Genomic DNA, 12,847 nt, shown 5'->3' on the forward strand with positions numbered 1-12,847 from the left:
CTGCGGCGGAATCAGCCCACTTTCCCCGGAACCGCCCCGCGCGCCGGCGCTGTCTTGCAGGCGCGCATCCGGAGCCCCCCTAACCCGGCCCCGCGGCGGATCCGGGCAATCTCCCCGGACTCGCCATCGGCGCCGATTCAATGATCGAGTCGATGCGCCGCGCGGTGCGCGCGCGGAACCGTCTGGATGCCCGCTGCAAATGCCATCTCATGAGCAGCATCGTCGCCGCGGACAAAGCGAATGCGATATAGGGCAGCATGACGCCGCCGATCTGCAGGCTGGCATATTCCCGGGCCGCCGTGCAGACGACGGTTCCCGCCGCCGCGCCGGTGTAATGCATGCCGCAGATCGCCAGCGCCATCAAGACCGCCGATCCAAAACGCTGGCGTTCATTCTGGGTATTGAAAGCGAGCCACAACGCCGCGGAAGCGGCAATGACGGCGATAAACGCCGACAAAACCACCATCGGCAGATTCCAGAGCAATACGGCCGGCATACGCATGGCGCTCATGCCCACATAATGCATGGCCACCACGCCCAGCCCCGCCGCGGCGCCGCCGGTCAGGCAGCGGAAAAAGGTGAAACGCTCGCGCCCGATAAACCAGAAGGCCCAACCGGAAAGGCCGGCGGCGACCAGGAAACTGAGCACGGTGAGGCCCAGTTGATAACCCACTTCGAACGGCAGGTTCTGGGCCTGCATGCCGATGAAATGCATGCTCCAGACACCGACCCCGCCCATCGCGACCGCGCCGATGAGGATGTAGCCGATGCGGATTTCGCCATCCCGGGTTTCGGCCCGGATGCCCGCCGCCGCCAGCATGGCCACGTAGGAACCGAGAACGGCGACCAGGAACGAGAGCGCCACGAGCCCCCCGTTGAAGGAAAGCGGAACGATTTCGCCCGGGGTCATGGCCGGCCTTTTTGAAACCGGCTGCCTCGCGCGGCCGGCTCGCGCTTGCGGTTCTTCTTGCGGTCACCCTTGCTCATCCGATGGACTCCCGTAGCCTGAGCCAGTGCCATTTACAAATACGTTTTTTATAGTCTTATCTATTACTATTTAATACACATCAGGGTTTTCACCAATATTCGTAATAATGCTGGATTCAATATGTAACTCATATTCCTATATTCTTGTATATCTCATTTAAAACAATTATTTAGCCCTGTTTTATTCCTATTCATGCAGTTTCAAGTTTGCAACATTGTTGGTATTTTGCCGTTTCCAATTAAGCAGCTTGAAATAAATTGTCATTTTAACGAGCGGCTGGCACCATATTCGAAACCTCACGGCAAATTTTGTTTACAGGCGTTGTTCCGTCCCGTATCCGAGACCCGGCGAATATCGGACTTCTGTTGAACTGCGCCGCCGAAACGAGAGACATAAAAGGCATGAGACGCACGCTTCCGGCAGGCCCGCTTTCCCTCGCCCTCGTCTGCGCCCTCGCGGCCGGCGCCGATGCCCGCGCGGAAGGTCCGCTGCGGGGCAATCCAGTCGATGCCATGCCGAAGCTGGAACGCCCGCCTTCGGCAACGCAGCCTCCGCCCGTCGTGCAGACGGCGACTCCTGAACAATTGGCCCTGCGGGCTCGCCTGGCGCAGCGCATCGTGCCGCGCAATTTCGACGTGACCGGCGTGCGCGCCATTCCCTTCGAAGAGGTTTCCGCGCTGCTGAGCCCATTGGCGGGCAAGGAAATCAGCCTGGGCGAATTGGTGCAGCAGGTGGACAAGATCACCCAGCTCTACCGCGACAAGGGCTATCCCCTGTCGTTCGCGCTGGTGCAGAACCAGGCTTTCGCCAATGGCCTGGTCGTGGTGACGGTGGTCGAGGGATTCATCGGCTCGGTGCGCATCGAAGGCGACATCGGCAATGCGCTGGACCGCCTTGAAACCCTGGCCGGCCCCTTGAAAGAGGAAAGGCCGCTCAGGCAAGCCACGCTGGAACGGCAACTGAACCTGATGCGCACGGTGCCCGGGGTCAAGTTCACGCCCAGCCTGGATCTGCCGCGCCGCGCCGATGGCGCCACCGAACTGGTGCTGGCGGCGAGCCGGCAGCCCGTCGGCCTCACCGGCGGCATCGCCGACCTCGGCACCGGCATGCAGCCGCTGGTGAACATGGCGGCCAACAGCCTGACGCCTCTGGGCGAACAGGTGAAGCTGACCGCCTCGGTGCCCTTCAACACCGACGACGTGAAGTACGTGTCGGGCGAAATCCGCGTGCCGATCGGCGCAGACGGCCTGGCGGTGAAGGTCGACGGCTACCACTACGACGCCAGGCCCAAGGACGACGCCATCGAATACCTGGGCTTCGAGCGGCGCGTGAAGAATGACCGCATCGGCATCGGAGTGAGCTATCCGTTCCTGCTGAACAACACGCGTTCGCTTACGGGCACGCTCGGCGTGTATGCCGCCAATTCCAAGGACCGTTACGACTCCCGCGGCACCGACCGCTGGCTGCAGCAGGATGCCCGCGTGCGCGCCGCCAGCGCCGAACTGCGCTACATCCAGCTATCCGAAAGCCAGGCCACGGACGTGGCGCTGAGCGTGGCCAAGGGCTTCGACGCGGCCGGCGCCAAGAAGGACATCTCCACCAACTACGGATACTCCGCCAAGCCCATCCTCGACCTGGACTTCACCCGCTACAACCTCAACGCGAAGCAGACCTTTGCGCTGCCCGCCCAGTTCGGCCTGACCTTCTCGGGCGCGGGGCAATATTCCAGCGACATCCTGCCGTCGTCGGAGCAGGTCTCGTACGGCAGTTGGCGCTATGCGATGGGGTATCCCCAAGGCGAACAGAGCGGGGACAAGGGCATAGGCGTGTCGGCGGAAATCAACCGGCGCTTCGGCACGGGCTGGGAATACCTGTCCGGCGTGCAGCCCTATGCCTTGGTCGACTACGCGCGCACCTGGTACAACAACAAGAGCCTGCAGGCGCTGAACCAGCGGCATCTGTCTTCCGTGGCGCTGGGCATCCGCTTCACGGACGACAAATACTATCTGTTCGATTTCAACGTCGCCAAGCCGGTGGGATCCGCAACCATCGACAACAATCGCGACCTGCGGTTCAACGCCAATTACTCGCTCTATTACGACGCGTTCTGAACGCCGTCGCGCGCGCGCAACCCATCTGGACGCCCGCGCTTCCCCCCTCCCGCGGCCTTCGTCTTTCCGGCACGGCAATCGTGTCCGGCGTAACGTAACGTTACCCGTAACGTTACGCCGGATAAGCGGCCATTCGTAACATTCGCAGGCTCCGCGTGATCGTAAATCCGTGAGTTTCACAGAATCGGGGTAAACCCGATATTGGCCCTCAACACCATGAAATAAAAGGGTTTTTTACAACCGAATCACGAGCATCGGAAGCAAGGTTCGCAATTTGAAAAATGTTGGCACGCTTTGTGCATGTGTAGGTGTATCGGGCCGTTTCTCCGCCTGACTCTTCCAACACAAGGAGTTCGCCATGCATACCAAAATCGAGGTTCGCCGCCTTTCGCGCATCCTGACTTCCACGGCCCTGGCCGCCGCGCTGATGAGCGCGCTGGCCGCATGCGGCGGCGGCGGTGGCGGCAGCAAATCCGCAGGTTTGCCGGGCACGGGCATCCCGACGAGCCCCGGCGGCACCAAGCCCGGCGGCACCGATCCGACCAATCCCGTCACGGCCGGCCTGCTTGAAACGACCCTGGGCAACACCGGCGGCGCCGTGGACAACACCCTGCCGCTGAATCTGGACGCGACGCTGGGCGGCGTGGGCAAGGCCCTGGATCCCACCGTCAAGCCCGTGGCCGATACGGTGGTGGGCCTGACCCAGCAGATCGGCGCCGCGACGGGCCTGGGGCAGCCGGTGGACGGCGCCGCCAAACAGGTCGGCGACCTGGTCGGCGGCCTGGGCGCCACGGTCGACGGCGCGGGCCTGCCGGGCGGCCTGGGCGCCGGCGTCGGCGGCCTGGTGGACGGCCTGGGCAAGACGGTGGCCAGCACCGGCGGCCTGCTGCATGCCGATGCGAACAACCCCGATCCCCTGACGACCGTGCTGGGCAACGCCACCAGCGCCGTGGGCGCCTTGACCGCGGGCCTGTCGGGACAGGGCGGCCTGCTCAATCCCGTGACGCAGGCGGCGTCCGGCATCACCGGCGGCGTGCTGGGCGGGCCGTCGACCCCGCTGCTGGAGCCGGCGCTGGGCAATGCCGGCAAGACCGTGGACAACGTGCTGCCGCTGGGCCTGCAACCCACGCTGGCCGGCCTGGGCGCGGCGCTCGATCCCAGCGCCAGCCCGCTCGCCGGCACCGCGACCGGGTTGACCCAGCAGGTGGGCGACACCACCCGGCTGGGCGCGCCGGTTGCCGGCCTGCTGACCAGCCTGGGCGGCACCGTCACCAACCTGGGCGGATCGCTGCCCGGGGAAGCCGCCGGACTGAACGGCGTGCTGCAAGGCCTGGGCGGCACGGTCGCCAGCGCCGGCGGCCTGCTCCACGCCACGCCGGGCAACGCCAATCCGCTGGGCGCGACGCTCGCGAACGCCACCGGAGCCGTCGCCTCGCTGACCGGCGGCCTCGGCGGCGTGACGGGCGGCCTGACCGGCGGCGCTGGCGGCGCGGGCGGACTGCTCAGCCCCATTACCGGCATTCTCGGCGGCGTGGGCGGCATCGGCGGCACGCCGGTGGGCGGCGCGGGCGGCTTGCTGGCCCCGGTGACGGGCCTGTTGGGCGGAGTCACCGGCGGCCTGGGCGGCGCGGCGGGCGGCGCTGGCGGCAGCGGACTGCTGGGCGGGCTGCTTGGCGGCGTTGCGGGCGGAACCGCTGGCGGTTCGGCGGGCGGCGCGTCCGGCGGCGGACTGCTGGGCGGCTTGACGGGGGGCCTGGCCGGCGGCGGCGCGGGCGCAGGCGCAGGCGGCGGAACGTCGGCCGGCGCGGCCAACGGCGGCCTGCTGGGCGGATTGCTGGGCGGCGTCACGGGCGGCCTGACCGGCGGCGCTACCGGCAGCACTACCGGCGGCGGCGCCAACGGCGGCCTCCTGGGCGGCCTGCTGGGCGGCCTGTCGGCCCGGCAATGATCCTCCATCCTCAAGGGAGCGAAGCCATGCTGCAACAAGAGACCATTCTGCGCCACGAGCATGTGACCGTGATGCCCGATGCGCGCAGAAGCGAAGCGCGTCCGGAGATGCTGGAGGACGTCGTCCTGATGCTGGGCAGGCAGTTCGCCGCCTACCACGCGGCGTGCCAGTCCGCCCTCGCCGAAAAGCTGGGCATCCCACTGGCCGACCTGAAGGCGCTGGAGCTGGTGATGGAGTTCGACGCCCTGCCCACCGGGCAGCTCGCCCAGTTGATGGGCATCAGCTCGGGCGGCGCGACGGCCCTGATCAACCGGCTGGAGGCGGCCGGATACGTGCAGCGCGGCCGCCATCCCCTGGACCGCCGGATGATCGTCATCCGGCCGGTCGAGGAACAGTGCCAGCACCTGTTGCAGGAACGGCAGTGGGTGGCCGACGCGGTCGCGGCGACGGCGCGCCGCTACGACGCCATGGAGCTGGAAACGGTGCACGCCTACCTGGCGCAGTGCGTGCGTGCCCTGCGGCACGACACGCTCGTCTGGCTGGAAGCGGGCAGCGCGCAGCGCACGTTCTGACGGGCGGACTCCGGCCCGGCATGGCAATGCGCGCCCCGTTCCGCGAGGAACGGGGCGCATCGGCTTTCAGGCGGGTCCGGACGGACCGAACTGCAGGCGCGGCACGGCCGCCAGCAGCCTGCGCGTCATGTCCTGGCGCGGCGCATGCAGCACCTCGGCGGCCGGCCCCAGTTCGATGATGCGGCCGCCCTCCATGACCGCGATGCGGTCCGCCAGGTATTCGACCACGCCGAAGTTGTGCGTGATGAACAGGTAGGCGATGCCCAGTTCGTCCTGCAGCTCGCGCAGCAGGTCCAGGATCTGCGCCTGCACCGACACGTCCAGCGCGGACGTGGGCTCATCGCAGATCAGCACTTTCGGTTCGACGGCCAGCGCCCGCGCGATCGCGATGCGCTGGCGCTGACCGCCCGAGAATTCATGCGGATAGCGGGCAAGGGTGTTGGCCGGCAGGCCGACCCGTTCGACCAGGCGCGCCGCCCGTTCGGCGCGCGCCTCCTTGCTCATGCCGCGCCGCAGGGACGCCAGGCCTTCGTCCAGGATGTCTCCGACCCGCATGCGCGGATCGAGCGAGGCGTAGGGATCCTGGAAGACGATCTGGATGTCCTGCCGCAGGCGCTGCAGCTTGCGGCGGTCGGCGACGAGCAGGTCCTGTCCCAGCAACATGGCGCGGCCCGACACCCGCGCGCCGTCGATCAGCCGCAGCAGCGCCTTGCCGGTGGTGGTCTTGCCGCAGCCGGACTCGCCCAGCAGGGCCAGAGTCTCGCCCGCCTTCAGCGTGAACGTGACCCCGTCGGCGGCCTTGACCCAGGACACGATGCGGCGCAGCGGGCCCTTGCGCACGGGGTAATGGACCTTGAGGTCCTGGACGTCGAGCACCACGCCGCCGCGCGCGGCCCGGTCCGCGGCGCGGCCGCCGCGGGCCATGGCCTCGCGGCCCGGCTCCGTCAAGGGAACGCCGCGCTTCTCGAAGGTGGGAATGGCTTCGAACAGTTGCCGCGCATAGGGATGCTTGGGCGCCCGGAAGAACTCCTCGGCGTCGGCGCTCTCCACGATCTCGCCCCCGCGCATCAGGGCCACGTGGTGGGCCACGTTCTTCACGACGGCGAGGTCATGCGTGATCAGCAGCACGGCCATGCCCATTTCGCGCTGGATGTCTGCCAGCAGATCCAGCACCTGCGCCTGCACGGTGACGTCCAGCGCCGTGGTCGGCTCGTCGGCGATCAGCAGCGACGGTTCGGCCGCCAGCGCGATGGCGATCATGACGCGCTGCTTCTGGCCGCCCGAGAACTGGAACGGATAGTCGTCGACGCGCCGCTCGGGCTCGGGGATGCCCACCCGCCGCAGCCAGTCGATGGCGCGCGCGCGCGCCGCCGCGCCGCGCAGGGGCGTATGGGCGGCCAGCGTTTCGACGATCTGGTCGCCCACCCGCATGACCGGGTTCAGGCTGGTGGACGGTTCCTGGAAAATGATGCCGATCCGGCCGCCCCGCACCCCGCGCATGGCGCTTTCCGGCAGGCGGTTCAGGTCTTCTCCGTCCAGGTCGATCTGCCCGCCCACGATGCGCCCGGCGTCCGGCAGCAGGCGCAGCAAGGCAAGCGCCGTCATGCTCTTGCCGCAGCCGGATTCGCCGACCAGCGCGAAAGTCTGCCGCCGGGCGATGGCCAGTTGCAAGCGCTTGACCGCGTGCGTCATGCCGCTTTCGCCGGCGATGTCCACGTCCAGGCCGCGCACCTCCAGCAAGGGAGCCTGGTTCATGGCGCGTCTCCCGGCCGGGACTGGCGGGCGTCCGCCGCCAGCGCGGGCTTGGCCCCCCGGCCGAACAGGCCGTAGCGGGCGATGCGGCCGGGCTTGTAACGGCGGGTGCGGGGATCGAAGGCGTCGCGCACGGCGTCGGCGAACAGATTGGCCGCCAGCACCAGCGCCAGCATGAAAATGAAAGCGGTCATCAGATTCCACCAGACCATGGGATCGCGGGACATCTCCAGCCGGGCGCCGTCGATCATGGAGCCGAAGGAATTCATGCTGGGATCCACGCCGATGCCCAGGTAGGACAGCACGGCTTCATACAGGACCAGGCCCGAGAATTCCAGCACCATGGTGATCAGCACCAGGTGCGCCACGTTGGGCAGCAGGTGGCGCGTCATGATGCGCCAGTGCGACACGCCGAACGCCCGCGCCGCCTGCACGTATTCCAGTTCGCGCAGCTTCAGCGTTTCCGCGCGCAGCAGGCGGCACAGCCCCGCCCACCCCGTGAACCCCAGGATCATGCAGAGCAGGAACAGGCGCAGGTCCGCGCGCGCGGCGGAGGTATCGAACAGGTCGGCGTGGTTGTCGATGTAGACCTGCATCATCAACGCGCAGGCGGCCACCAGCAGCACGCCCGGGATCGAGGTGATGGTGGTGTAGAGATACTGGATGGCGTCGTCGACCTTGCCCTTGAAATAGCCGGCGGCGATGCCGAAGACGATCGCCGGCGGCAGCATGGCGATGGTGGTGAGGCTGCCGATGACCAGCGCGGTGCGGATGCTTTTCAGCGCCTGCCACAGCACGTCGTTGCCGATGCGGTCGGTGCCCAGCGCATGGTAGCCGCTGGACAGCCCGGCCAGGGCGCCGACCGCCAGGCACAGCAGCGTGAACGTCAGCAACATGGCGACCCATGGCACGCCGGCATGGCCGCCCTCTGTGTCGGCGGCCGTCCGGGCGCGCCGCGCCAAGCAGACAGACAGCAGCCCCGCCGCCGCCAGCGCGACCGCCAGCCCCCCGGCCAGGCCCCCGCCCAGCCGCTTGAGCACATCGCCCAAGTGATCCCGGTCGGGATCGTCCAGGTGCACGCCCGCGCCGCGCAGCCGGGGAAAGTCGCGCACCGGCTTGCCGTCGACGAGCAGGGTTTCCTTGGTGAACTGGCGCACGGCCAGCGGCACGGAATAGGTTTTCTCCGGCCGCGTCAGCACGCTGCCGGCCAGCAGGCCGTCCAGCGCCGACTGGACCGCGGGCGCATAGACCGGGCCCGCGTCGGCCGCCGCCCCGGGCGCCGGCGGCAGCAGCGGCCGGTAGTGCACCGAATCGAGCAGGCCGACCGCGACGAAGGCGGAAAGGATCACGGCCGAACACATGGCGGGCGTATCGCGGGCGACGCGGACCCAGGTCGCGCGCAGGTTGGGGCTGCGGCGCACGCGCCAGGCGTAGGCCGCGGCGCCCAGCGCCATGAGCCACAGCGCGATATCGGTCCAGAGGAAGACGAACTTGGGCATGTCGGCTACTCGAATCTGACGCGGGGGTCGGCCAGCGTGTAGGAAATGTCGGCCAGGATCAGCCCGACGATGTAGAGGGCCGAACCGAGGAACACCATGGCGCGCACGATCGAAAAGTCCTGCGCGTTGATGGCGTCGATGGTGTAGCTGCCCAGGCCGGGGATGCCGAAGAAGGATTCCGCGATCAGGCTGCCCATGAACAGCAGCGGCAAGGCGGCCACCGTGCTGGTCAGGATGGGCAGCATGGCATTGCGCAGCACGTGCCGGAACAGCACCACGCGCTCGGCCAGCCCCTTGGAACGGGCGGTGCGCACGTAGTCCTTGCCGATCTCCTCCAGGAACAGGGTGCGGTAGAAGCGCGCCTCCGGCCCCAGCCGCGACACAATGGCCACCAGCACCGGCAGCGCCAGGAACTTGACCGCGTCCAGCCCCCCGGAAAAGCCCGAGAACGGCACCAGCCGCAGCAGCTTCGCGAAGACCCATTGGCCGGCGATGATGTAGAACAGGCTGGAGATGGACAGCAGCAGCACGCAGAGCACCACGCCCCAGAAGTCGAGCCGCGTGGCCCGGAAATACACCAGCGTCAGGGAAAAGACGATGCTGACGAAAAGCCCCAGGATGAAGGTGGGCACGGCGAGCGCCAGGCTGGGCCCCATGCGCGTCTGGATCTCGCGGCCGATGTCGCGGCCGCCGTCGGAAGCGCCGAAGTCCATGGCCAGGAGCGGCACCGAACGCTGGTAGAACACCGTGTCGGTGAGCCGCGCCGCGCCCTGCGCCTGGCCATTGAAGAACAGCGGCTTGTCGTAGCCGCGTTCGGCCTTCCATTTTTCCACCGCTTCCTGGTTGGCGCGCTGCCCGCCGATGGCCAGCCGCGCCATGTCGTCGGGCGTGTTCACCGCGAAGAACAGGATGAAGGTGAAGAGGTTCACGCCGATCAGGATCAGCACGCCGTACAGCAGCCGGCGGATCACGTAGCCGATCATGATTGATGCTCCTTGCCGACGCGCGGCACGAATGCCGTCTGGCGTTCACGCCGCTTCAGCGCCACGTAGGAAGGCCAGACCGCCAGCGCCAGCAGCAATATGAAGACGCCGATGGGCCACCACCGCGGAGAATTCCATTCGTCGATTTTCCGCTGGCGCAGTTCGGGGTCGATCTTCATGTACTGGAGCGTGTTGCGAACCATCTGCGTCGGTTTGGCGTTGCCCACCCATTGCTGGTAGGCGCCGCCCGACATCGGGAAATAGCCGAACATCCAGGGCGCGTCGCGCTGCACGATGGCCACCATCCTGGCGATCAACTGTTCTTTTTCGGGGCCGTCGTCCAGGAACTTCAGTTGTTCGAAGAGGCGGTCGTACTCGGGGCTGGCGTAGTTGGCGGCGTTCTCGCCTCCGCCCTTGGCCTTGGCGTTCGGGCCGTACAACAGGAACAGGAAGTTCTCGGCGTCGGGATAGTCGGCGCTCCAGCCCCACAGGAAGATCTGGGCGGCGCCACGCATCATCTTGTCCTGGAAGCGGTTGTAGTCGGTGGCGCGCACGTCCAACTGGACGCCGATCTTGGCAAGCTGGCGCCGCATCCAGTCGAACTGCGGATTGGAGCCGCCGCCCGACATGGAGTCGTAGTACAGCACCAGCGGCGCGCCGGTCTTGGCGTTGCGGCCGTCCGGGTATCCGGCTTCGGCCAGCAGGCGCTTGGCCGCGTCCACGGACTTGCGCACCGGCTTGCCGTCCACCAGGTCGTAGACCACCGGATTCACGCCCTCGGGCGGATCGCGGTAGCCGAGCACGCCGGGCGGCACCGGCCCGTAGGCCACGGACGCCTGGCTGTTCTCGAACACCGCCACGTATTCCTCCCAGTCGAAGGCGATGCTGATCGCCTGGCGCAGCTTGCGGTTCTTTTCCTCCTGCTCGGGCGTATCGCCCTTGCCCACGACGGGGTCCAGCCAGTTGAAGCCCATGTACCAGTTGGCGGTCTCGACCGTGGTGGGCAGTTTGATGCCGTGCTCGCTGTAGAGACGCGCCTTGTCCTGGCTGTCGGCGGCGGCGACCAGCATGGCCACCCCGTACTCGCCGCGCTCGATCTGCGGCATGTCGTAGTAGCCCTGAGTGAATTTGCCCGTCAGCGGGGTAATTTCCTTTTCCACGCTGAATTCCGCCCGGTCGATGAAGGGCGTGGGCTTGCCGCAGTCCGCCAGCAGGCCGGCGGCGCGGTCGCCGGGCTCGCCTTCGCAGGGATAGGGTTCGCCGTGGAAATTGGGATTGCGGCCCAGCACGTGGCGGCGGTTCTGCAAGGACTCCACCAGCATGTACGGGCCGGTGCCCACGGGCCAGGTATTGAACGACAGGTCGTGCGCCGCCATGCCGGGCTGGCTGTAGAAGCGGTCGGCCTCCCAGGGGATGGGCGCCGTGAAGGTCATGGCCAGCCAGTACTTGAACTGCGGGTACTTGCCGTTGACGCGGATGCGCAGCGTATGCGGATCCAGCGCCTGCACGCCGGTGAAGCCGTCGGGCTCGCGCAGGTCCAGCCAGGGCGGCGCGCCGGCTCCGCCCGGCGCGCCGCGGCGCAGCGCCTGGTCGCGCTGGCGCAGGCGTTCGCCGTATTCCTTCAGGCCGGCCACGTGCTCGGCCATCAGGGAGGAAATCGGCGACACCACGCGCGGGCTGGCCAGCCGGCGGAAGGCGTAGACGTAGTCGTCGGCGGTCAGTTCGCGTGTGCCGGTGCGCGGGAAATCGGGAATGTAGTACTTGCCGTCCAGCTCGCCCGGCGCCAGCGGATAGTAGTCGTAGCCGCCGTCGGGCTTGCGGGCGAACGCCGGATGGGGCGCGAAGCGCGAACCCGGGCGGATCTTGATGTCGTAGACGCTTTGCGCGATCTGCTCGCCCGGCGTGTCGGCCGGCAGCGTGTTGCCCTGCGCGTCCAGGTAGACCGGCGGATCGATCGACGCCGCCGCGCGCGGCACCAGTTCGTACGGCCGCTTCAGATAGTGGTAGCCGTAAAGCGTCTCGTAGATATTGTAGGTATAGGGCGTTTCATCGCCGGAATAGGAACTGGCCGGGTCCAGGTACTTCGGGGAACGCTTGACGAAAGCGGAATACAGCGTGTTCCGGGCTTCGGCGCCGGACGGATAGGGACTGTTGATGGGGCTTTCCTGCGAGCAGCCCGCCAACGCCAGCAACAACAGCATGGCCGTCGCCCAGAGCCGCTTCAGTGCACGCATGGAAACCTTCCCTTCGAATCGTTGCGACAGAGGATAGCAAACACGGGCCCGGGCCCATACCCAGGCATCCCCTACGGCCGGCTGCCGGTCAGCCGCATTGGCGCTGCCGCCAGCAGTCGTAGCGCCATTTCCAGGGCTGCATGGCGCCCTGTTGGGCCCACAGGCCGCGCCCGGCCGCCTTGGCCTGGCGCTGGAGGTCCGGCATGGCCTTGTCGCGCAGGTAGTCGCCCTGCCGCGCCGTATAGGCCCAGGCGTAGCCGGCCTCGACCTGGGCGCGGTTGGCGGAGCGGCCGTCTTCCAGGATCAGCGCGCACACGTCCCGTCCGTACTGGTCCTGCTCGTAGCATTGCGCGGTGAGCGTCTTGCCCGCGACCAGGCCGGCCAGGTGCTTGCGCGAGGCCTCGGCATAGGGCTGGCCGGGCTGTTCGGCGCCATGGCCCTCCTCGGGCGCGTCGATGCTGTCCATGCGGATCCTGCGCTGGCCGTCCGGCGCGCGCAGGGTCACGGTATCGCCGTCGGCGACATTGACGATGGCGCCCGTCAGCGTGTAACTGCCCTGGGGAATCCCACCCGCCAGGGCCGGGCCCGGCCGGTTCTGGGCGGAGGGGGGCGACCGCCGCCCTTCCGGCTCCGAGGGCTGCAGCCAATTGACGATGGCGCCCGCGGCCGCAAGAATCACGGCCACGGCCAGGGCGGTCAGCTTGCTGCCGCCAAAGGGAGATTTGCGACGCACCGCCGGCTCCAGGTAGGAAAACGGTGG

The 12,847-nt window shown here is 67.7% G+C and carries 9 protein-coding genes; 3 read left to right on the forward strand and 6 right to left on the reverse strand.

The window, feature by feature from the left end; all coding sequences use genetic code 11:
* Positions 1-79: 79 nt before the first annotated feature.
* On the reverse strand, positions 80-910 hold the full coding sequence (locus WHX56_RS25135; RefSeq protein WP_338879300.1) for an MHYT domain-containing protein: 831 nt from the start codon (positions 908-910) through the stop codon (positions 80-82).
* A 479-nt stretch (positions 911-1,389) separates the two neighbouring features.
* Between WHX56_RS25135 and WHX56_RS25140 the strand changes: the two genes are divergently transcribed.
* The 3 genes from WHX56_RS25140 (at position 1,390) to WHX56_RS25150 (ending at position 5,619) form a co-directional block, all read left to right on the forward strand.
* Complete coding sequence (locus WHX56_RS25140; protein ID WP_338879301.1) at positions 1,390-3,099, forward strand: ShlB/FhaC/HecB family hemolysin secretion/activation protein; 1,710 nt, start codon at positions 1,390-1,392, stop codon at positions 3,097-3,099.
* Positions 3,100-3,457: 358 nt separating this feature from the next.
* Entirely contained in the window at positions 3,458-5,047 is a 1,590-nt protein-coding gene (locus tag WHX56_RS25145) for a collagen-like triple helix repeat-containing protein (RefSeq protein WP_338879302.1), read from the forward strand.
* A 26-nt stretch (positions 5,048-5,073) separates the two neighbouring features.
* Positions 5,074-5,619: a MarR family winged helix-turn-helix transcriptional regulator gene (locus WHX56_RS25150; RefSeq protein WP_129239815.1), complete on the forward strand. Its 546-nt coding sequence runs from the start codon at positions 5,074-5,076 to the stop codon at positions 5,617-5,619.
* A gap of 66 nt (positions 5,620-5,685) precedes the next feature.
* Here the strand turns inward: WHX56_RS25150 and WHX56_RS25155 are convergent, their stop codons facing one another.
* The 5 genes from WHX56_RS25155 to WHX56_RS25175 form a co-directional block, all read right to left on the reverse strand.
* Positions 5,686-7,374 carry an ABC transporter ATP-binding protein gene (locus WHX56_RS25155; protein WP_129239814.1) on the reverse strand — a complete coding sequence of 563 codons (1,689 nt, stop codon included), beginning with the start codon at positions 7,372-7,374 and terminating at the stop codon, positions 5,686-5,688.
* Complete coding sequence (locus WHX56_RS25160) at positions 7,371-8,870, reverse strand: ABC transporter permease (RefSeq protein ID WP_338879303.1); 1,500 nt, start codon at positions 8,868-8,870, stop codon at positions 7,371-7,373. Before WHX56_RS25160 ends, WHX56_RS25155 begins: the two co-directional genes overlap by 4 nt.
* A gap of 5 nt (positions 8,871-8,875) precedes the next feature.
* Positions 8,876-9,853 carry an ABC transporter permease gene (locus WHX56_RS25165; RefSeq protein ID WP_338879304.1) on the reverse strand — a complete coding sequence of 326 codons (978 nt, stop codon included), beginning with the start codon at positions 9,851-9,853 and terminating at the stop codon, positions 8,876-8,878.
* A complete protein-coding gene (locus WHX56_RS25170) occupies positions 9,850-12,087 on the reverse strand; it encodes an ABC transporter substrate-binding protein (RefSeq protein WP_338879305.1) in 2,238 nt (745 codons plus the stop codon). Before WHX56_RS25170 ends, WHX56_RS25165 begins: the two co-directional genes overlap by 4 nt.
* Positions 12,088-12,175: 88 nt before the next feature.
* On the reverse strand, positions 12,176-12,820 hold the full coding sequence (locus tag WHX56_RS25175; protein WP_338879306.1) for a thermonuclease family protein: 645 nt from the start codon (positions 12,818-12,820) through the stop codon (positions 12,176-12,178).
* Positions 12,821-12,847: the final 27 nt, after the last annotated feature.

The sequence above is a fragment of the Achromobacter veterisilvae genome (genome assembly GCF_037619525.1).
GTDB lineage: Bacteria > Pseudomonadota > Gammaproteobacteria > Burkholderiales > Burkholderiaceae_B > Achromobacter > Achromobacter veterisilvae.

What these genes read in the sequence shown, in the direction of transcription:
- WHX56_RS25135 (WP_338879300.1), bottom strand. Translation starts at nt 910, where the DNA reads ATGACCCCGGGCGAAATCGTTCCGCTTTCCTTCAACGGGGGGCTCGTG.
- WHX56_RS25140 (WP_338879301.1), top strand. Translation starts at nt 1,390, where the DNA reads ATGAGACGCACGCTTCCGGCAGGCCCGCTTTCCCTCGCCCTCGTCTGC.
- WHX56_RS25145 (WP_338879302.1), top strand. Translation starts at nt 3,458, where the DNA reads ATGCATACCAAAATCGAGGTTCGCCGCCTTTCGCGCATCCTGACTTCC.
- WHX56_RS25150 (WP_129239815.1), top strand. Translation starts at nt 5,074, where the DNA reads ATGCTGCAACAAGAGACCATTCTGCGCCACGAGCATGTGACCGTGATG.
- WHX56_RS25155 (WP_129239814.1), bottom strand. Translation starts at nt 7,374, where the DNA reads ATGAACCAGGCTCCCTTGCTGGAGGTGCGCGGCCTGGACGTGGACATC.
- WHX56_RS25160 (WP_338879303.1), bottom strand. Translation starts at nt 8,870, where the DNA reads ATGCCCAAGTTCGTCTTCCTCTGGACCGATATCGCGCTGTGGCTCATG.
- WHX56_RS25165 (WP_338879304.1), bottom strand. Translation starts at nt 9,853, where the DNA reads ATGATCGGCTACGTGATCCGCCGGCTGCTGTACGGCGTGCTGATCCTG.
- WHX56_RS25170 (WP_338879305.1), bottom strand. Translation starts at nt 12,087, where the DNA reads ATGCGTGCACTGAAGCGGCTCTGGGCGACGGCCATGCTGTTGTTGCTG.